The organism is Acetobacterium sp. (genome assembly GCF_039830195.1).
Taxonomy (GTDB): Bacteria; Bacillota; Clostridia; order Eubacteriales; family Eubacteriaceae; genus Acetobacterium.
In genome coordinates this window covers 146,026-167,285 of sequence record NZ_JBDODG010000006.1, presented here as the reverse complement: position 1 = coordinate 167,285, position 21,260 = coordinate 146,026, and the positions used below count along the sequence as shown (strand labels likewise).

At 43.7% G+C, this 21,260-nt stretch carries 18 protein-coding genes and 1 pseudogene; 17 read left to right on the top strand and 2 right to left on the bottom strand.

Annotated elements, in window-relative coordinates:
- Positions 1-78: 78 nt before the first annotated feature.
- From ABGU93_RS01955 to ABGU93_RS01910, 10 genes are all read left to right on the top strand, one after another.
- Positions 79-672, top strand: coding sequence for a histidine phosphatase family protein (locus ABGU93_RS01955; protein ID WP_347411823.1), 594 nt, complete (start codon positions 79-81; stop codon positions 670-672).
- Between the two features lie 16 nt (positions 673-688).
- Entirely contained in the window at positions 689-2,611 is a 1,923-nt protein-coding gene (locus tag ABGU93_RS01950; RefSeq protein ID WP_347411822.1) for a sigma 54-interacting transcriptional regulator, read from the top strand.
- Between the two features lie 59 nt (positions 2,612-2,670).
- Positions 2,671-3,738, top strand: coding sequence for an XdhC/CoxI family protein (locus tag ABGU93_RS01945; RefSeq protein WP_347411821.1), 1,068 nt, complete (start codon positions 2,671-2,673; stop codon positions 3,736-3,738).
- Positions 3,739-4,003: 265 nt separating this feature from the next.
- Positions 4,004-5,377: a sulfite exporter TauE/SafE family protein gene (locus ABGU93_RS01940; protein ID WP_347411820.1), complete on the top strand. Its 1,374-nt coding sequence runs from the start codon at positions 4,004-4,006 to the stop codon at positions 5,375-5,377.
- Between the two features lie 38 nt (positions 5,378-5,415).
- Entirely contained in the window at positions 5,416-5,904 is a 489-nt protein-coding gene (locus tag ABGU93_RS01935) for a hypothetical protein (RefSeq protein WP_347411819.1), read from the top strand.
- Positions 5,905-5,956: 52 nt separating this feature from the next.
- Positions 5,957-8,416 (top strand): heavy metal translocating P-type ATPase, encoded by a 2,460-nt coding sequence (locus ABGU93_RS01930; RefSeq protein WP_347411818.1) that lies wholly within the window; start codon positions 5,957-5,959, stop codon positions 8,414-8,416.
- Between the two features lie 27 nt (positions 8,417-8,443).
- Positions 8,444-9,118 (top strand): hypothetical protein, encoded by a 675-nt coding sequence (locus ABGU93_RS01925; protein WP_347411817.1) that lies wholly within the window; start codon positions 8,444-8,446, stop codon positions 9,116-9,118.
- Between the two features lie 17 nt (positions 9,119-9,135).
- Entirely contained in the window at positions 9,136-9,849 is a 714-nt protein-coding gene (locus tag ABGU93_RS01920; RefSeq protein ID WP_347411816.1) for a response regulator transcription factor, read from the top strand.
- A complete protein-coding gene (locus ABGU93_RS01915; protein ID WP_347411815.1) occupies positions 9,839-11,227 on the top strand; it encodes a HAMP domain-containing sensor histidine kinase in 1,389 nt (462 codons plus the stop codon). The genes ABGU93_RS01920 and ABGU93_RS01915 overlap by 11 nt, the downstream gene beginning before the upstream one ends.
- Positions 11,228-11,245: 18 nt before the next feature.
- On the top strand, positions 11,246-11,560 hold the full coding sequence (locus ABGU93_RS01910; RefSeq protein ID WP_347411814.1) for a hypothetical protein: 315 nt from the start codon (positions 11,246-11,248) through the stop codon (positions 11,558-11,560).
- 27 nt (positions 11,561-11,587) lie between these two features.
- On the opposite strand, the pseudogene ABGU93_RS01905 reads toward ABGU93_RS01910, so the two are convergent.
- Positions 11,588-12,406, bottom strand: a pseudogene (locus ABGU93_RS01905) (ATP-binding protein); the annotation flags it as partial.
- Positions 12,407-12,426: 20 nt separating this feature from the next.
- A complete protein-coding gene (locus tag ABGU93_RS01900; protein ID WP_347411813.1) occupies positions 12,427-13,551 on the bottom strand; it encodes a cysteine desulfurase family protein in 1,125 nt (374 codons plus the stop codon).
- Positions 13,552-13,844: 293 nt separating this feature from the next.
- Between ABGU93_RS01900 and cysK the strand changes: the two genes are divergently transcribed.
- The 7 genes from cysK to ABGU93_RS01865 all read left to right on the top strand — a co-directional run bounded on the left by cysK (position 13,845) and on the right by ABGU93_RS01865 (position 21,259).
- Positions 13,845-14,774, top strand: coding sequence for a cysteine synthase A (gene cysK / locus ABGU93_RS01895; protein WP_347411812.1), 930 nt, complete (start codon positions 13,845-13,847; stop codon positions 14,772-14,774).
- Positions 14,774-15,208, top strand: a complete 435-nt coding sequence (locus ABGU93_RS01890) for an Rrf2 family transcriptional regulator (protein ID WP_347411811.1) — start codon at positions 14,774-14,776, stop codon at positions 15,206-15,208. The genes cysK and ABGU93_RS01890 overlap by 1 nt, the downstream gene beginning before the upstream one ends.
- 240 nt (positions 15,209-15,448) lie before the next feature.
- Positions 15,449-16,099 carry a corrinoid protein gene (locus tag ABGU93_RS01885; protein ID WP_347411810.1) on the top strand — a complete coding sequence of 217 codons (651 nt, stop codon included), beginning with the start codon at positions 15,449-15,451 and terminating at the stop codon, positions 16,097-16,099.
- 103 nt (positions 16,100-16,202) lie between these two features.
- A complete protein-coding gene (locus ABGU93_RS01880; protein ID WP_347411809.1) occupies positions 16,203-17,225 on the top strand; it encodes a uroporphyrinogen decarboxylase family protein in 1,023 nt (340 codons plus the stop codon).
- 6 nt (positions 17,226-17,231) lie between these two features.
- Positions 17,232-18,917 (top strand): ASKHA domain-containing protein, encoded by a 1,686-nt coding sequence (locus ABGU93_RS01875; protein WP_347411808.1) that lies wholly within the window; start codon positions 17,232-17,234, stop codon positions 18,915-18,917.
- 122 nt (positions 18,918-19,039) lie between these two features.
- Positions 19,040-20,080: a uroporphyrinogen decarboxylase family protein gene (locus tag ABGU93_RS01870; protein ID WP_347411807.1), complete on the top strand. Its 1,041-nt coding sequence runs from the start codon at positions 19,040-19,042 to the stop codon at positions 20,078-20,080.
- An 18-nt stretch (positions 20,081-20,098) separates the two neighbouring features.
- Entirely contained in the window at positions 20,099-21,259 is a 1,161-nt protein-coding gene (locus ABGU93_RS01865) for a PLP-dependent aspartate aminotransferase family protein (protein WP_347411806.1), read from the top strand.
- Position 21,260: the final 1 nt, after the last annotated feature.

The following is a 21,260-nucleotide window of genomic DNA, read 5'->3' as shown; positions in this document are numbered from 1 at the left end:
ATAAACAGTATTATTTAACACAAAAGCGTTGCTTAAAACTGATTAACATAATCTAATCAGATTCAGAAAGGTATCGTAATGGGAATACAGATATACTTAGTCCGGCATGGCAAAATAGCATGGAAAAATGAAAAAGCTTATATCGGCCAATTGGATGTTCCTTTATCACCAGAAGGGGTTGAGCAGTCAGAAAAGCTCAGGGCATATTTTGAAACAATCCCTTTAGACCAAGCCTATACCAGTCCCCTTAGCCGTTGTGTCAACACCCTGGATATTATTCTGGGGGATCGTCCGGTTCCCAGACTCAGAATCGATGCGTTAAAAGAAATTGATATGGGCGAGTGGGATGGGAAGACCTTTTCCGAAATTAAAAATAGTTGCCCGGAAATCTATGAGCAGAGAGGCCGGAAGCTCGACATCTTTGCACCACCGGCTGGGGAAAGTTTTATCGACTTACAGCAGCGGGTCCTGCCGGCGTTTGCTGAAATTGTAAATAATAACCACTTGAAGTCGACCTTGATCCTGGCCCATGCCGGAGTCATCCGGGTTATTCTGGCGGAGTTGTTCGGGTTATCAATTAAAGAAGTATTTAACTGGACGATTCCTTATGCCGGCATCTTCGACTTATGCTATAATCAGGAAAAAGATAAGTGGATTTGTAAAAATCAATGAAAAGAGACCATTAACCATGAATAAAAATATTTATCAAAACCTCATCAAACAATCAAAAGATCGCTGTGCCGAATATGATATTAATGAAGATCAGGTTTTCAGTAAAAAAATGATTGATCATTCGGAACTCCAGACTAAATTTTCGGAAAACAGAGATTTGATTTTAACGGCTTCACCATATATGGAACATCTGATGAGTATCGTCCGGGGAAATAATTTCTTTGTACTACTGACTGATAAGGATGGCTGTATTCTGAACGCCATCGGCGATGAAAAAATACTGACGGAAGCCTTTGAACTGAAAATGGTTGCCGGAGCCTACATGAACGAAGAGTGCATTGGTACCAATGCCATGTCGCTCGTAATAAAATCTGAAGAGCCGGTTCAATTGTCCGGGAAAGATCATTTTATCAAGGCTTATCATCGCTGGACCTGCTCAGGAGCACCGATTAAAGATCCCAATGGAAACCTGATTGGGGCTCTGGATCTGACCGGATATTCCGACTCTGTTCATCCTCATACTCTGGGTATGGTAATTGCTGCCTCCAATGCCATCGAAGAAATGCTGCGGGTAAAAGAGTATAATCGGCTCCAGAATATGACCAATAAACATATTAAAACTATTTTCAATTCGATGCCGGTGGCCATTCTCACCGCGGATCTGGATGGTCGGATAAAAATATATAATCAGAGAGCCATGGACTTATTTGGTAATAAATACAAACAATTGTCGGCTGCCAACGTCTCGGAGATAATTGAAGAATGGGATAATATCAAGGAAGCGATCCATTCGGAAAAACACGTTAACCGGATTATCAATATTAAAGCGCTGAGAAATCATTTTCATTGTCAAATGACCGCCAGCCCGATTTATAATCCCCAGGACGACAGTATTGAGATTGTCTTTGTCCTGAAAGAAGATCAGTCGAAAAAAATCATCAAATCCGAGCAGCCTTATTATACCTTTGATAAAATAATGGGGGCCGATAAACATTTTGTCAGTACTATCGAGTACGCCAAAAAGATCTCTAACAATCGGTCAACCATTCTGATTCTGGGAGAAAGCGGCTGCGGTAAAGAAGTCTTTGCTCAGGCGATCCATAACCATAGCAAACGGATGGATGAACCTTTTGTGGCCCTTAATTGCGGCGCCATTCCCAACCAATTAATTGAATCAGAGTTGTTTGGGTATGAGGAAGGTGCTTATACCGGTGCCAAAAAAGGGGGCAACATCGGAAAATTTGAACAGGCCAACAACGGTACCATTATGCTGGATGAAATTGGCGAGATGCCCCTGGATATGCAGACGCGACTGCTGAGAGTTTTGCAGGAAAACGTCATCACAAAAATCGGAAGTCAGCGGTCGATTCCCATCGATGTCCGGATTATTGCCGCGACCAATAAGGACTTGAAGAAAGAAGTGGAACTGGGGCGGTTCAGAAAGGATTTGTTCTATCGTCTGAATGTTCTGCCCTTGTATCTGCCGCCATTGCGAGAACGAAAAAGCGATATTCCTGTTTTATATCGGTATTTTATGAAGAATTTGTCAGCCAAATATGAGAAGAAGGAATTTCAGATTTTTGATGAATCAATGCGGATTCTGGAAGATTACAGCTGGCCGGGAAATGTCCGGGAGCTTGAAAATGTGGTGGAGCTGATCATCAATACGGAATCCTTTCCGACAAAGTACTTCATTAAAAATTCTGAGGAAAGCCAGCCCTATGACATCAATTTTATCGAAAAAAAACCGCTGATATTGACAGAAGAAAGACTGGAAGAGTTGGATCCGGCTGTTTTGGATATGACCTATGTGGAAAAAGAACACATCAAACGGGTTTTAAAACTATACAAAGGAAATATCAGTCAAGCTGCCTGTGCCCTGGGAATTCAGCGGAATACCCTATATAGTAAAATAAATAAGTATGAAATTCAGGTGTGAATGCCGCAATCAATGAAAAGTTTTCAAGTTGTGGGAAAGAAACAGAAAGGGACATAAAAATGGATAATCAATACGCCAAATTAATCGATGACCTCAAGCAGAAAAATAAGATCGTGATGCTGACGCGATTTAAAACTGTCACGGAAGCGGGAAAAACTGACATTGAAAAGAGTCTGATCAGCAAGGATGAACTGGAGAATATTGATAAACAGATACAAGAAACCATCGAAAATCTCCTGATCAAAGGTTTGCCGGAGCTGATCGTTATAGCTGATCATGAAAGGGTTCTCTGCGAACCTTTTTATTCAAAAGGCCGGCTGATTATTCTCGGCGGGGGACATATCGCTAAACCGTTGGCAAAATATGGTGCTGATATTGGTTTTAAGGTAACCGTTGTTGATGATCGACCTGCTTTTGCCAATCAAGGCAGATTTCCGGAAGCGAGCGAGGTTCTCTGCGAAAGTTTTGAAACCTGTTTTGATCGTCTCCAGGTTAACCCTTCCGATTATGTGGTGATCGTTACCCGAGGTCATCGCCATGATGCCGTATGCCTGCGAAATGTTTTGGATTCAGATCCTGAGTATCTGGGAATGATCGGCTCAAAACGACGGGTCAAGAATCTGATGGAACTACTGGTCGACGAGGGCCTTGATGAAGGAAAGCTTAACCAGGTGTATTCGCCAATTGGTCTGAGAATAGGCGCGGTTACTCCAGAAGAAATTGCCATATCAATTATGGCTGAGATCATCAGTAAAAAAAGACTGAGTCAAACAGCTTCGGACGCCCCGAAAAGAAGGCAATCCAATCAATCCGATTTTGACTATGAGGTGCTGGAAAATCTGGCCAAGGATGGCACCGAAAAACGGGCGATTGTTACGGTGATATCAAAAAAAGGATCGGTACCCAGAGGTCCTGGTGCCAAGATGATCATCTGGCCTGATGGACGCAGCCTTGGCAGTATTGGCGGTGGCTGCAGTGAAGCTGAGGTCAGTTTGACGGCCCGGGATCTGCTCCAGGCTGGAAGTGGATATCTCACGATGAAAGTCGATATGACCGGATCCGTGGCTGAAGATGAAGGTATGGTTTGCGGCGGGATAATGGATGTGTTGATTGAAGTGTATCCGTAAAAAAAATAATTTTGCACATAGGTTCTCGATGAGTAACATCGAGAGCCTTTTTTTATGTCCAGATTCTAGTAATCTAAAAAACTTCAGCAAGGGCGGTTTTGCTGGAAGCCTCCGGCATTTTTCCGCTCTGAAAAAGTAAACCGATTAAAAAATTAATTTATTGCTTTTGGTTTAAGCTCATTAACTTAACCTTCGTTTCTCCATAAGTTCTACAAAAGTTACTGTTATGATAGGAACAGACAAGAAGTGACAAGGAGAATGACAAATGGAAGAAAAGCGGATAACAAAAACATTCCCGGTTGCCGGGATGACCTGTGTTAACTGTGAAAATCAGATTGAGAACAAGCTTAATAAGCTAACCGGTGTAATCAGCGTCACGGCTAGCTATACGCGTTCTCAGGTCAGTTTTACCTATGATCCGGATCAGGTGAGACTGTCAACAATATTGGATACCATTGAGATGATGGATTATCATCTGAAACGAAGTGCAGAAAATCAAAATAAACCGCCAACTGGAAAAACCGAAAAGAAAAACAGAAGCAGAGAAGTTTTAGGGATTGCCATTATCATGATAGTGGCGTTTGTGATTATTAATTACTCAGGTGGTTTTACTATCGTTAACATGTTTCCAGAGGCAAAACTGGGGGTGGGTTACGGTGCGTTATTTTTAATCGGTTTACTCACATCCGTCCACTGCGTCGCTATGTGTGGGGGAATTAACCTTACTCAATGCGTTCCCCATGCAAGGATAAAAAATAAAAATAAAATGGCAGATCTCAGACCTGGAGTTTTATATAATACCGGTCGGGTGATTTCTTACACCATCGTTGGCGGAATCGTTGGAGCACTGGGATCAGTCATCAGCTTTTCCGGCACCGCAAAAGGAATTGTTGCTGTTGCAGCCGGGGTGTTCATGGTGATTATGGGCTTGAATATGCTGAATCTTTTTCCCTGGTTGCGTAAGCTTAATCCCAGAATGCCCAAGATTTTTGTCAGGAAGATCAATGACCAGAAAAAAAGCAATAGTCCCCTCTATGTTGGACTTTTAAACGGCTTAATGCCCTGCGGCCCACTCCAGGCGATGCAGCTTTATGCCATTTCCACCGGTGATCCGGTACAGGGTGCCTTATCGATGTTGGCATTCAGTTTGGGAACAGTGCCACTGATGTTTGGACTGGGAGCGATCAGCTCATTGCTCAGTAAAAGATTTACCAGTAAAATGATGACTGCCAGCGCCGTGTTAGTTTTGATATTGGGCGTGTTTATGTTCAGTAATGGCATCAGCTTATCGGGAATCGCCCTACCTGCTCTATCAGGCGGTGCAGCTTCAGCTATCGAAACAGAGCAAAATAATGCTGCATTAATCAACCGGGGGGTCCAGACAATTACAACGAAGCTTTCACCAGACAGTTATGAACCCATCACCGTCCAAGTGGGGGTACCCGTCAAATGGACCATCCAGGCCGATGCCAGTGACATTAATGGGTGTAACAATCAAGTATTGATCCCCAAATACAATATCGAAAAAAAATTAGTGGCCGGTGACAATATCATTGAATTTACCCCCACGACAACAGGAACGGTGCCCTATAGCTGTTGGATGGGGATGATTAAGAGCAGTATAACAATTGTTAATTAAGTGATAATAACGGGTAGTATTAGAAGGAGGTTATAAAAATGAAAAAAACATATTATTTACTGGGAACCGTGCTGGCGGTTGTCTTGCTGGCGACTGTTTTATTTTCGGGCTGTACCAGAAGTTCTGGATCAACCGGGGGAAGTGCAATTAATTCAAATTCGTCACAGAGCCAATCGAGCAGTGCCGATCAAACCGCAACAGCGCAGTCGAGCACCAGCAGTTCCGTAGCCAAAGCAACCGTCAGCGATGGTATCCAAATCGTAACGACAACTCTGGATCGGGGGATTTATGATCCGATTATTGTGCAAACCGGGATACCGGTTAAATGGACCATCACAGCCAATGACGGCGATTTGAATAGTTGCAATAATAAAATGCTGATCAGAAGCTATGGGGTGGAACAAAAACTGATTACAGGAGAAAATGTTGTCGAATTTACGCCGACCAAGGCCGGAACCATCAATTATTCCTGCTGGATGGGGATGGTGGGCAGCACCATAACCGTCGTTGATGATATCAACCAGTAACGATCAACAATAAAAGATTAAACTTTTGAATGAGTAAGAGGAGGGAAAATTAATGAAAAAAGAAACCATTAAAATAACAGGAATGACCTGTGCGGCCTGTGCGGCCAGGGTTGAAAAAGTTGTCAGCAAGATGGCCGGAATATCTGATGCCTCGGTGAATTTTGCCACCGAAAACTTGTCGGTTGAATACGATGAAGCTGATACATCGCGACAAAAAATCGATGAAGCGATTGAAAAAGCCGGATATGGAACGGTCACAACTACCACAATAAATGAAGTGACAATCCCCATTGGCGGGATGACCTGTGCCGCCTGTTCGGCTCGGGTTGAAAAGGTGCTGAATAAACTTGAAGGGGTCACCAGTGCAACTGTAAATCTGGCTACTGAAAAAGCCACAGTTCACTATGATCCTCAGCAAGTAAAACTCGCGACGATTAGGCAGGCAATTGAAAAAGCGGGGTATCAGGCGCTGGAAATAGAGAAAAAAACGGCTGTTGATGAAGATAAACTGCGGAAGGAAAAGGAAATCCGAACGCTTAAGACCAAATTGATCGTATCGGCGAGCTTCGGGATTCCACTGCTATATCTGGCCATGGGGGCGATGATCTGGTGGCTGCGGCTGCCGATTCCCAGCTTTCTGGAACCGATGCAATATCCGCTGACCTATGCTATCGCGCAAATTATTCTGGTTATCCCGATTATTATCGCCGGTCACCGCTTTTACAGTGTCGGTTTCAAAGCCATCATCCAGCGGAGTCCCAATATGGATTCATTGATCGCGATGGGAACCTCGGCAGCGATTCTCTACAGCCTCTATTCTGTTCATCAGATCGGTTCAGGCAATTTCGGGGCAGTTGAAGATCTGTATTTTGAAACCGCCGGGGTTATCATTACCTTGATTCTGTTAGGGAAATATCTGGAAGCCGTATCCAAAGGAAAAACTTCCGAAGCGATTAAAAAACTTATGGGCCTTACGCCTAAAACGGCCATTGTCATCCGGGATGGCGCCGAAATTGAAACACCCATTGATGAGGTCGAAATTGATGATGTGATCCTGGTCAAACCCGGGGGCAAAATTCCGGTTGATGGGATCGTCATTGAAGGAAATACCGCCATTGATGAATCGATGCTCACCGGAGAAAGTATGCCAATCGATAAAAAAGCAGGGGATATGGTATATGCAGCCAGCATCAATAAAAATGGTGTGATCCAATTCAGAGCGACAAAAATTGGCGGCGACACAGCCCTCGCTCAAATCATCAAACTGGTGGAAGATGCCCAGGGCTCAAAGGCACCGATTGCTCAGCTGGCCGATATAGTATCCAGCTATTTTGTTCCGATCGTGTTTGTCATCGCAGTGCTGGCCTTCGCAGGTTGGTATTTCACCGGCCATACCTTTGTCTTTGCGATGACCATATTTATTTCGGTGCTAGTCATCGCCTGCCCCTGCGCCCTTGGTCTGGCGACCCCAACAGCGATAATGGTGGGCACCGGCAAGGGTGCCGAGTATGGCATTTTAATTAAGGGCGGGGAAGCCCTGGAAACCACTCATCTCATTAACACCATTGTTTTTGATAAAACCGGCACCATTACTGAAGGGAAGCCAGAAGTAACTGACATTGTCACAACGGCCGGGGTTGACCGGGATTGGCTCCTTCAAATTGCCGCATCTGCGGAAAAAGGATCAGAACACCCCCTGGGTGAAGCGATTGTCCGCGGTGCTGAAAAAGAAAGCCTGGAAATACTTACAATTGATACGTTCAAAGCAATTCCTGGATATGGGATTGAAGTAGAAGTTGCTGGTTCCCGTTTGCTGCTGGGCAACCGGAAAATGATGGATCAGAACCGTATTGCCTTGAACACTCTGGAAGCAGAATCAGATCGACTGGCAGAAGAAGGCAAAACCCCCATGTACATTGCCATGAATGGCCAATTGTCCGGGATTATTGCCGTGGCAGATGTTGTTAAAGCCAGCAGTAAAGCCGCTATTGCCAAACTCCATGAAATGGGGATCGAAGTGGCGATGATCACTGGTGACAATAAAAAAACCGCGGCAGCCATTGCCAGACTCGTTGGCATTGATCGGGTTCTGGCCGAAGTATTGCCTCAGGATAAATCAAATGAGGTTAAAAAGCTCCAGTCAGAAGGCCGAAAAGTGGCGATGGTTGGGGATGGCATCAACGACGCGCCGGCATTGGTTCAGGCCGATATTGGTATTGCGATTGGCTCCGGTACCGATGTCGCGATGGAATCCGCCGACATTGTGCTGATGCGAAGTGATCTGATGGACGTTCCCACTGCCATTAAACTCAGCAAAAGCACGATTCGTAACATTAAACAAAATTTGGTCTGGGCATTTGGTTATAATGTCGCCGGAATTCCCATCGCCGCCGGACTGCTCTATCTGTTTGGCGGGCCACTGCTGAATCCTATTTTTGCCGCCGCCGCCATGTCACTGAGCTCGGTTTCAGTGCTCACCAATGCACTCAGACTAAAAGGTTTTAAACCATAAAAATTAAGTAAAAGAGGAGTAGAGATCATGAAAAAGAAAATTATTTTAGCCGGGACAGCCTTATTGTTTTTAGTTGTCCTATCCGGTTGTCAGCAGACAGATGTCGTCGGCAAGACCTCCATCACATCCTTTGATGCGGTGCTTCAGGCCATTCCCAACCAAATTGTCGAAGATGAGATAAATGGTGGCTGGGCCCTGTCGGCACCCGATGGAACCGCCCGTTTTATCTGGAGTAAAGATTTCAGCAGCGGAACACCGCACGATGTAATGGTGGAAGTGGCTGCCAAACCATTCATTGAAGCCGGACTTGATGTCACCAAGCTTCCCGCCGGAATGCTCGTTGATGATAAGATTATGGTCGGAACAATGCTAGGGGATGAAAAATTAACCTACAGTGGCGAAGTGACTGCATTGGCGTCCTATGAACAGATTGTCAATCTGAAACGTGATCATATTAAATACCACACCGCCCTTGACCATTATGGGGTTGACCTTGGTGATGGAAATATGTTTGAATGGGCTAAAGACCTGAGTACCAATGATAAAGACATTGTCTTTGTTTTAAATCCGCAGATCTTTATTGATGCCGGCGTTGATCCAGAAAAAGTTGAAGGTTGGGTTTTCGCCAAGGTCAGCGCTGAAGACGAAGATAAAAAACCAATTGAAGTGGATAAATTTTTAAAGCCGTTTAATATTGAATAATCGAGGGGTAGAAAAGTGTGAACAATCATTTAAAAAAAGTGCTAGTCGTTGATGATGAGTTAAAAATAATTGAAGTGGTAAAGTCTTTTCTGGAAAGCAAAGGCTTTACCCTCTTTGCTGCGGAAAACGGCAAACAAGCTCTTGATATTTTTGACCGGGAAAACATTGCGCTCATCGTCTTAGACCTGATGCTTCCTGATATGACAGGCGAAGAAATTTGTATTCAGATCAGAAAAAAATCCCGGGTGCCGATTATTATGCTTACTGCAAAAATTGAAGAATCGGACATGCTTAAAGGATTAAATATCGGCGCAGATGATTATATTACGAAACCATTCAGTTTAAAAGCCCTTTATGCCAGAATTGAAGCAGTTCTGCGCAGATCAAGCGATGATCTGGTGCCACTATATAATAATGCATATTTCAATGGTGGTGATTTGGAAGTTGATTTTGAGAGCCATTTAATCAAAAAGAATCAGGTGGAAATAAATCTTACGCCCAATGAATATAAATTACTGGCGGCGTTAATAAAATATCCCCGCCGGGTTTTTACCCGGGAGGATTTAATCAGAGTCGCCTGGGGTGATGAATTTGAAGGGTATGATCGGGCTGTCGATAGCCATATCAAAAACCTGCGGCAAAAAATAGAAACAGATCCTAAGAATCCGGTTTATGTGCTGACTATTTACGGGATTGGTTATAAATTTGGGGGTGAAACTCTTGAAACATAGTTTAAGAACAAAATTCTCCCTGACCTTTGCTCTGGTATTATTGTTAACCATTGGTTTGATCAGCTTATTGTCCAATTTTTTCATTGAGAGGCAATTTACCAATTATCTGGCGATTCAACAGGATAGGCGAACCCTGGAAATTGCCGATAACCTTAGTCAGCAATATGATTCAGCATCAAAAACCTGGGATGCTGACTTTGTTCATACCATTGGGATGTACGCCTTAAATGACGGCTACCTTATTTCGGTAATGGATGCCGAAGGGCAAACAATATGGGATGCCCAAACATGCGATATGAGTCTTTGTGATCAGGTGACGGATGAAATCAACCAGCGAATGGCAATGCTGCATCCTGATAGGGAAGGCAAATTCACAGAAAAATCGTTAAGTCTGATCAAAAATAACGAGCTGATAGGAACCGTTAAGATCAGTTATTACGGACCTTATTTTTTGAATGAAGATGATTTTCAATTTTTAAAATCACTCAATACAATTCTCATTGGCATTGGTTTATTTTCTTTGCTTTTTTCTTTTATACTGGGGACATTTCTGGCTAAACGATTAAGTAGTCCAATTTTAAAAACCGCTAGTGTCACTAAAGAAATTTCCGATGGAGACTACGCAGTTCGCATAAAAGAAAGCTCAAATACAAAAGAGTTGGATGAACTTATTATTGCCATTAACCATTTGGCGGACTCTTTAGGAAAACAGGAGGCGCTCAGAAAACAACTAACAGCAGATGTTGCTCATGAGTTGAGAACGCCACTTACATCTGTTGGAACTCATCTTGAGGCAATGATCGAAGGGGTTTGGGAACCGACTACCGAGCGCTTAGAAAGCTGCCACGATGAAATCTTGCGGATTGGAAAAATCATCCAGGATCTGGAGCGTCTGGCAAAGGTTGAAAGTGAAAATCTCAAACTGGAAAAGTCTAGAATAAATATTACCGAAGCAATCGATCAGGCATTAAACAGCCTTGCTCCAGAAATTAGGAAAAAGAATCTGCATGTCGTCACAACAGGGATGGGATCTGACATTGAGGCCGACTTAAACCGGATCACTCAGGTGATGATCAATCTTATTTCCAATGCGGTTAAATATACCCCTGAAGATGGTATGATAGCGGTTCACCTGTCTGAATCCGATGCTGATCTAAAAATACAGATCAAAGATAATGGTATTGGGATAGGTCAGGAAGATCTGCCCTTTATCTTTGAACGCTTTTATCGTGCTGACAAATCCCGGAACCGCATGACCGGTGGCACGGGGATTGGACTTGCGATTGTCAATTCGATTGTCGATGCCCATGGCGGAGCCGTTGAAGTTGAAAGTCAGTTGGATGAGGGAAGTTGTTTTACAATAACGTTACCTAAATAAAAATGCCGGGAGCAGAAAATGAATAAAAATTTCACCATAAAAATCGATGAGGCAGTATTAATGTTGATGCACAAAAAAAGAAAAAAGGTGTTGACACTATCGGTCAACACCACTGGCGGCGGTTGCTGTCCAACCTTTGAAATTGCCGAGGTAGATATGTACAAACCGGATCAAACAGAGAATTTTGAATCGTTTGAACAAAATGATATTACCTTATATATCGGTAAAAATGCCAGGATTGCAGCACCAACCCTTCATTTTAAAATTAAAAAGAACTTCATTGGCGCGACCATACAAGTAGAAGGGCTCAGTTTAAAAACAAGAGATTCTTGATCGCTACGCGTGCTAAAATCGAACGTATCAGTTATCATAATCATCTAAAAAATGATGTTTAACCCCATCTTGTTTATATGAAATAATGGTATTGAGATTGACGTTCTCTACGCTTTTGAAAATGTTGCTTTCAATATAAGGGCTGGTTTGCCGGAATTTTTTCAGCAGGGTTTTCATTTCCTGACGCTTGGAAGCTCCACCTTCATTGTCTGAAATCATACAATTTTCAGTAAAACGGCAGGCACACTGAATAAATTGCAGGTCGTTATGCAATTTCCAGCTGATGATGGCCTTTTCCCGGATCAGGTACATCGGCCGGATCAACTCCATATTCTCAAAATTGCTGCTTTTTAGCTTGGGCATCATGGTCTGAATCTGGCCACCGTAAAGCATCCCCATCAGAATAGTTTCGATGACATCGTCATAATGATGCCCCAGGGCGATTTTGTTGCATCCCAATTCTTTGGCGTGGTGATACAGGTGGCCCCGACGCATCCGGGCACAGAGATAGCAGGGTGATTTTTCAATATCGGCCACTGAATCAAAAATTTGCGACTCGAAAATAGTGGCTTCAATATTCAACAGCTTCAGATTTTTTTTGATCATTTCACGGTTAATCGGGTTATAGCCCGGATCCATCACCAGGAAAACCAGTTCAAATTCGAATTTATTATGTTTCTTGAGTTCCTGGAATAGCTTTGCCATCAGCATGGAGTCTTTTCCTCCAGAGATGCACACCGCAATTTTATCCCCTTCCTTGACCAGCTGATATTCATTGATACCGCTGGTAAAACGGCACCAGATACTGCTGCGATACTTCTTTTTTAAACTTTTTTCTATTTCTTCATAACGTTCCATAATAACTCCTACTTTTTAGTTAAACTTTTATAACAATAATCAAAAATTTCCATAAAATCCTGCAATTCGCTGTCAGTGGTTAAATGACAGAGACTGATTCGCCAGGAAGTTCTGGCTAGCTCCCGACTTCCGGTGACGGTGAGAACCGAGCGCGAGGGGGTGTTATCGGTGGAACAGGCTGATTTGGTCGATATGCAGACTTCCTGATCGCTCAGTGCAGCCTGAAAAGCTTGGGCCTTGACGCCTTTCACACTGAGATTAAGAATATGGGGAATAGAATGCTCGGTACTGTTGAAAGAAACCAGCGGATAAGCAGATATCTGCTTTTTTAACCAGGAGTTTTTCAAGGCAACCTGGGCCAACCGTTCTTCAAGCTCAGCCATGCACAGCTCAAGGGCCAGCGCTGTTGTTGCGGCACCTGCCGTAAAAGGCGTGCCGCTGCGATAATAACTGGTGCTGGTACCGCCATGGATCTGTGGTTCAAGGATGAGGTCGGCGTTTTTTAGCAGCACGCCCATGCCATTCAGTCCGAAAAATTTGTGGGGCGAAAAGGTAACCAAATCGATCTGGTCAAAATCAACGGGTATTTTCCCGACAGCCTGAGTAGCGTCCACATGAAAAAAGCAATTGGGATAAGTGGCAACAATCGCCGAAATTGACTCGATTGGCTGACAGACCCCCAATTCACTGTCCACATAGTTGATCGAAACCAGAATTGTATCCTCTCGAATTAATTCTTTGAGATGATCAAGGTCTACGGTACCATCTTTTTTGATGGACACCAGATCAATCTCATAGCCAATCGACTGAAGCTGCTTGAGGCTGCCGCTGACTGAAGCATGCTCCAGACAGGTCGAGATGAGGTGCCGACCATTTTCGCGATAATTTCTGGCCACACCCTTAATCGCCAGGTTATTGGCTTCGGTTGCGCCAGAGGTATAGATGACCGCCATATTTAAGCAGTTTAATTGATTCTTTATCTTGATGGTAGCATTTTCAATGTGCTGTTTCGCCTTTTTGCCCAAAAGATGTGCACCGTTGGCGTTGCCGAAAGCGTCCTGGCTGATGCGGCAAAACAGATCCAGGACCTGGGCATTAACTGGGGTATCGGCGGCGTAATCCAAATATATCACGTGTTATCTCCGTTCTAAACCGAATCATGCGGTAATGACTGCAGTGGTTCATAAAAAATACCCAGGAGATCATTGCGAAATCGCCAGGCTAATATCCTAATTATACTATAGAATTACTTGTAATAAAATGAAGATTTAAAATTTTAAGGATTGCTTTGGGTATTAAGTGAAGTAGTTAATACGTTAAAAAAAGAAAAAAAGAGTTGACAAGCAAAAGAATGGACAATATAATAATTCATATAGAAATAATATGGAATACTTTAAAAGAATATTATAAGAAATGAGGTATCACGATGACAAAAATTGCAAAAAATCTGACCGACTTAATTGGAAACACCCCCCTTCTGGAACTGGTAAACTATGAAAAAAACCTGAACCTGGAAGCGAAAGTAATTGCAAAACTTGAGTATTTTAATCCCCTGTCTTCAGTTAAAGATCGAATCGGCTTTGCCATGATTGATGCAGCCGAAAAAGCTGGTCTGATCAATCAAGATTCGGTGATTATTGAGCCGACCAGTGGTAATACAGGTGTTGGACTGGCGTTTGTAGCCGCTGCAAAAGGGTACCGCTTAATCTTAACGATGCCCGAAACCATGAGCGTTGAACGCCGTAACCTGGTTTCAGCTTTAGGGGCGGAACTGGTCCTGACCCCCGGTTCACTGGGAATGAAGGGTGCCATTGCCAAGGCTCAGGAATTGGCCGAAAGCACACCCAATGCCTTCGTACCGCAACAATTCGAAAATCCGGCGAATCCCGAGATTCACAGAACAACTACGGCTGTGGAAATCTGGAATGACACCGATGGTGAAGTGGATATCTTTGTCTCCGGAATCGGTACCGGCGGAACCATTACCGGGGTCGGTGAAGTCTTAAAAGAAAAGAAACCCGGGGTAAAAATCGTCGCCGTTGAGCCGGAAGCTTCTCCCGTTTTGTCGGGCGGAAATCCAGGGCCACATAAAATCCAGGGAATTGGTGCCGGGTTTGTTCCAGGGGTGCTTAATACAGCGATATATGATGAAATCATTAAGGTCAGCAATGAAAATGCATTCCTGACATCCAAGGAAGTTGGCCGACGCGAAGGCCTGTTGGTGGGAATTTCTTCCGGGGCAGCCATCTATGCAGCTACCGAATTGGCAAAACGGCCGGAAAATAAAGGTAAAACGATTGTGGTTCTATTGCCAGACACTGGAGAACGCTATCTGTCAACGGGTTTGTTTCAGTAATGAAAATTTCCACTAAGGGCAGGTACGCCTTGCGTTTAATGCTGGACCTGGCGATTAACAACACCGGGGAATACATTCCCATTAAGCGGATTGCCGAGCGCCAGGAGATTTCAGAAAAATATTTAGAACAGATCATTACCCATATTTCACGAGCTGGCTTTGTGCGCAGTGTTCGTGGTTCTCAGGGCGGTTATCAGTTGGCCAGTCCCCCGGAAAATTATACCGTGGGGATGATTGTGCGGTTGCTGGAAGGTGAGTTATCACCAGTTATTTTGAGTGATGAAGCGGGAGTTTACGAACAAGCAGACCGCCATGTCACCGCAGATGTCTGGCAGGAAATTAAAGATGCTATTGATCAAGTGGTGGACAATATTACCCTGGCCGAACTGGTTAGACGCTATCACGAAAAAGGTAATTGTGAGTATTACATCTGATTCGGCTTATTTTGGTTTGTTAGGTTGTAAATTGAAGAGCATTGCGCCGTTGTATTTATTCTTCAGGATAATTTTAAAAAAGACATGATTTGAAGCATCTGCTTCAAATCATGTCTTTTTTATGCATGTTCATTAATCATATAGAATTAGTATAAAAATATTGACAAATGAAAAAACATCTAATATAATAATCACACTATACATATGGGATATGTATGTTAAACGAGGAGGGTTTATTAAATGTCTTTAAACAAACAGGAATTATTCAAAAGGCTGGCAGTGTCAGTTGTAGACATGGATGAGGATTTAACCGTTGAACTCAGTAATCAGGTGATCGCTGAAGGAATTGATGCCTATGAAGCCATCGTCAATGGACTTACCGTTGGGATGAACCAGGCAGGAAAACTATTTGATGAAGAAGAATATTTTGTACCTGAGCTATTGATGTGCTCAGATGCCATGTATTCGGGTCTAAATATCCTAAAACCCCATATTAAGATTAACTCTCACGAAACCAGACGAAAAGCAGTCATTGGCGTAATTGAAGGGGATACCCACGATATCGGGAAAAATCTGGTGAAAATCATGCTGGAAACCGGAGGCTATGATATTGTGGACCTGGGACGTGATGTTTCTCCGGCTACTTTTGTGGAACGAGCCAAAGCAGAAAATGCTGAATTTATTTTCATTTCAACACTAATGACAACGACAATGGAAGGGATGAACGAGGTCGTCGAGATTTTAGTCGGAGAAAAAATAAGAGAAGATTATAAGGTCTTAATCGGTGGCGGTCCGGTTTCCCAATCCTATGCCGACAAGATTGGTGCCGATGGCTACGCGGAAAATGCTGCCGAAGCGGTAAAATTGGCGAATAACATTGTTGCCGCATAATGAAAAAAATTCAAGAAGAAATTATCGTAAAATTGTAGCGACGATTAATCACTTCGGTTATAGCTTAGTGCTGCTAAAGATGTTTTTGAAAGAGGAATATTAGATGAATGATTTAACGCCAAAGGAACGGATTCTCCGTTCCTTAAATAAGGAATCCGTTGATCGAGCACCGGTTATCTGTCCTGGTGGGATGATGAATTCAGCCATCGTTGATGTAATGAATAAAACCGGTCATACCTTGCCCGATGGCCATCACGATAGTCAATTAATGGCAGAGATTGCCAATGACGTTCAGGAAAACACCGGTTTTGAAAACTTTGGCATTCCCTTTTGCATGACCGTAGAAGCAGAGGTGCTGGGCAGTGAAATTAATTACGGAACCCTGGCCTGTGAGCCAAAAATACAAAAAGAAGTGTTTCCATCGGTTAAAGAAGTCATTTATCAGGACTTAGGGGCGATGGCAAAAAATAAGCGGGTTAATGCGATTATTGAAGCAACCTATCAGTTGTCAAAAGAATACTCAGACATACCGGTATTTGGCAGTATCACCGGGCCGCTTAGTACCGCCGCATCACTGGTTGACCCAATCCCATTTTTAAAAGAACTCAGAAAGAATCCTGCCGAAGCCCATCGGGTGGTTGATTATGCCAGCAATCATATTATCGAATTGGCTAGGCTGATGGTGGAGAGCGGCGCCAGTGTGATTACCATTGCTGATCCGACAGCCACCGGAGAAATCTTGGGACCTGCGATGTTTGATGAATACGCAGTCCGTTATCTCAACAAAATCATCGCTGCCATTCATGAAACCAATACCCCGGTTATTGTTCACATTTGCGGAAAAATGAATGCGGTCAGAAAATTTGTACCGGCAATTAAGTCCGATGCGATCAGCACCGATTCTTCGATTAGCTTGCGAAAACTGAAAGAAGACTATCCAGAACTAACCACCATGGGTAATTTGAGTACCTATCTGCTGGAATTTGGTGAAACCGAAAAAGTTGCGAAACAAACCGAAAAACTTAAATTGGATGGCATTGATATTATCGCGCCAGCTTGTGGCTTGAGTACCTCCACACCGCTGGTAAACATTACGGCAATGACGAATCGGGTAAAGGGGGCGTAACGAATTATGGTAAAAGTAAATTTTATCGGCGAAAACAAAGCCATTCTGGTGGAAAAAGGCACGACGATTTTAGCAGCGGCCCACGAGTTGGGGATTGTTATTGAATCACCCTGTAATTCAGAAGGGGTTTGCGGAAAATGCAAGGTTAAGATTTCCGAAGCAAGTCTGAAAAATGTCGAAGAACACGGGAAACACCAACTACCAGAAGAGGAAAAAGAACAGGGATTTGTGCTTTCATGTCAGACCAGGGTGACTGGTCATGTTGATGTTAAGGCCGTTGCGAAAAACCGTAATAAAACACTGCAAATATTAAATCACGGCCAGAGCTTTGATATCGACGTCAATAGCTTTATTAAAAAAGAATATACCGGCAATGGCAAGACCGTTGTAACTGCCGGTGGCCAAATTTTAGGTGAGGAAGAAGGGGATACTGCAGCCCAGAATTATGGCGTAGTCGTTGACATCGGAACCACCACGCTGGTGGCAACATTGGTTAATATTAACACCGGTGAAGAACTGCACTCGGTCTCAGCACTAAACCCCCAAAGCTTGCATGCCCAGGATGTTTTATCGCGGATTAAATTTGCCTCAGATGAAAAAGGGCTGGACACGATGTACACACTGATTATCAAGGAACTGAATAAATTGATTGAAAAAGCGGCCAATCATATCGGTGTTGAACAAAAACATATCTATGAAGTGATTTTCAGCGGAAATACCTGCATGATTCATCTGGCTGCCAACGTGAATCCTTATTCGCTGGGTAAATATCCCTATACTCCGGCCATTACAGGGGGAAACAGCTTAAGCTACAAAGAACATCTCCTGGATATTTCCAGGCTGGGATCAATTTATCTGCCACCGATTATTTCTTCCTTTGTGGGGCCAGATATCACCTCCGGTGTTTTGGCAACCCGGCTTCAGGATAAACAACAGGTTACTTTATTTGTCGATATCGGCACCAATGGTGAGATGGTTTTGTCTGATCATGGCGCATTGACGGCGACCTCCACCGCCGCCGGACCGGCATTCGAGGGGATGAATATCGCTTATGGAATGCGGGCTGAAAAAGGCGCGATCGAGTATTTTGAAATTGAGGATAATGGCGAGATCGACATCCGGACCATCGAAGATGGCGAAGCCATTGGGATCTGTGGCAGCGGTCTATTGGATATTGTGGGTGAACTGGTGGCCCATAAGGTTATCGACAAACGGGGCCGACTGGCAGCTCCGGACAACGCCGACTTGAAACAGAGCCTCAGAAACAGACTGGTGAAAATCGATGGGAAAATAGCCTTTGAAGTTGCCAGTGGGGTATATCTCTCGCAAAAAGATATCCGGCAGGTACAGCTGGCAAAGGGAGCGGTACGTGCCGGCATTGAGTTTTTAATGGATGCAAAAGAACTACGGCCAGAGGATGTTGACGAGATTCAAATTGCGGGTTCTTTCGGCTTTCATCTGCGGGCTAAGAGTCTGATAAATATTGGGCTGCTGCCAAAAGAATTCGAAGGCAAAATTGATTTTGTCGGCAATACTTCAAAATCCGGCGGACTGGCCTTTTTATTGAATCAGAAATATCGCGATGAGATGGAAAGCCTGGTCACCGAGATTGATGTCATTGAATTATCTAATGGTGAGAATTTTGATCGGATCTTTGTGGATTGTCTGTCTTTCGACGAAAAGAGTGCTTAAGCAGCGATATGCCGACTAACGAAAAGTTACACCACGACAGCGAAATGTATGTTGGCTTTTGAATCAAAGATTACTGAACTAAAGACTATTAAGACTATATAAGAGTTAAAGGAGTTGAGTTCTTGACAAATAAAGAAATAATACTTTCGGGAATTGCACTGAAGAAGACACCCAGAGTTCCGGTTATGATTCTTTCAAGCGGGGTTTGGACAGATTATCGCAATGGATTAACCCTTCAGAACGTCCTGAAGGATGCCCCGGAGAAGATTGCCGAAATCATCATTAGTGACAACAAAAAAGTGGAGTCGGATGTTGTCTGGGTCGGTGCGGATTGCAGCAATATTATTGTTAAAGCCATTGGCGGAAAATGCACCTTTAACCTGCTGGGAGAGGCATCAACCGTTGATGAACCACTGGTCACACAACCTGAGGATGTGGATCGGCTGAGAGTTGAAGATTTAGAAAATTCAAAAGAGATTGCCAATCTTTTACAAACGGCAAATCTCGTGACAAAACGAATCGGTGCGGAGTATCTTGTGGCGGTCAGTCAGTGGGGTGCTTTCACCCTGGCAGGACAGCTGTTGGGAATGGATAATATGATGAAGATCGCCATTAAGGATAAACCTGGGCTAAATCATATCATGGAATTTACGGAGAGACTCCTTTTAAAGTATTGGAATTTGTTCATAGATGCCGGAGTCGAAATGGTTAATCAGGCAGAGCCCCTTTCATCAGGGGATGTCATCTCAGCTAAGCTGTTTAAAGAGTTGTCCTTTCCACATATTAAATCTGCCAACCAGGCAATAGTCAGGCGGATTAAAACAAAATCGCTGCACATCTGCGGAAACACGACCAAGATTCTGGATTTAATTACAGAAACGGAGACGAATCTTTTTTCAATGGACTACAAGGTTGATTTGAGCACAGCCAGAGAAACGCTTTCAGGTAAGGTCGCTTTTGGCGGTCAATTAGATCCCATCAGCGTTTTACTGGAAGGGACGACCTCTGAAATTGAGGCCGAATCTCTGGCCTGCATCAAGGCGGGCGGAACACCTGGTTTCATATTAATACCCGGTTGTGATATTGCCCCCAAAACAAAATTGGAGAATGTCCAGACGATGATTCACACGGCACATCATTTTGATGTTGAAGAAATAATATAAATTTTGAAGGAGCATAACATGAGTAAGTACAGCAATTTAAATTCACAGTTGATCCACGGTGGTATTGATGGGGATGAAAAAACTGGGGCAGTAAATGTTCCTATTTTTCAAACCTCCACTTATAAACAGGATGGCCTGGGTAAAGACAGGGGCTATGAGTATTCCCGATCCGGCAATCCGACCCGGGAAGCCCTGGAAGCATTGATTACCGAATTGGAAGGCGGGAACGCCGGGTTTGCCTTTGCTTCGGGTATGGCAGCAACCACAGCGGTACTCAGTCTTTTTAAAACCGGGGACAAGGTAATCATTTCCAGTAATGTTTATGGTGGTACCTTTCGGGTGCTTGACAAGGTCTTCAATAACTTTGGTCTGACCTATGAGATTGTTGAAACGTCAGATTTGGAACTTCTGGAAAAAAGCCTGACCGAAGATGTCAAGGCAATTTTTATCGAAAGTCCGGCCAATCCGATTCTGACCATTACTGATATTAAGGCGGTGGCAGATATAGCCAGAAAACATGGGGTTATAAGCATCGTCGATAATACCTTTATGACGCCATACCTCCAAAGACCCATTTCATTGGGAGTTGATATTGTCGTTCACAGTGCCACTAAATATTTAGGCGGACATAGCGATCTGATTGCCGGTTTGGCGGTTGTCAACAGCAAAGAGCTGGCAGAACGACTCTGGTTTATTCAGAATGCCACCGGTGGCGTATTGCAGCCTTTCGACTCATTCCTGTTAATACGGGGGATTAAAACCCTGGGGGTTCGAATGGATCGTCACATTAAAAATGCAACATTTATTACTACGGCGCTTAAAAGCAATCCTGGGGTCAAAGCGATTTATTATCCCGGCTTGCCGGACAGTCAGGGGTACGAGATCAATAAACGTCAGGCTGACGGTCCCGGGGGAATGTTCTCATTTGAATTGAATGAAAAATATGATCTTAATAAATTTGTGGAATCCCTGGAGCTGATTACACTGGCAGAAAGTTTGGGCGGGGTAGAGTCACTCATTTGTCATCCATCCAGTATGACCCATGCGTCGATCCCCTATGACATACGACAAAAGGTCGGAATCGTTGAAAATCTGATCCGCATCTCGGTGGGGATTGAAGATAAAAATGATATCTTAGCGGATTTAGAACAGGCGTTTAAAATGAGTTTAGAGGCATAAG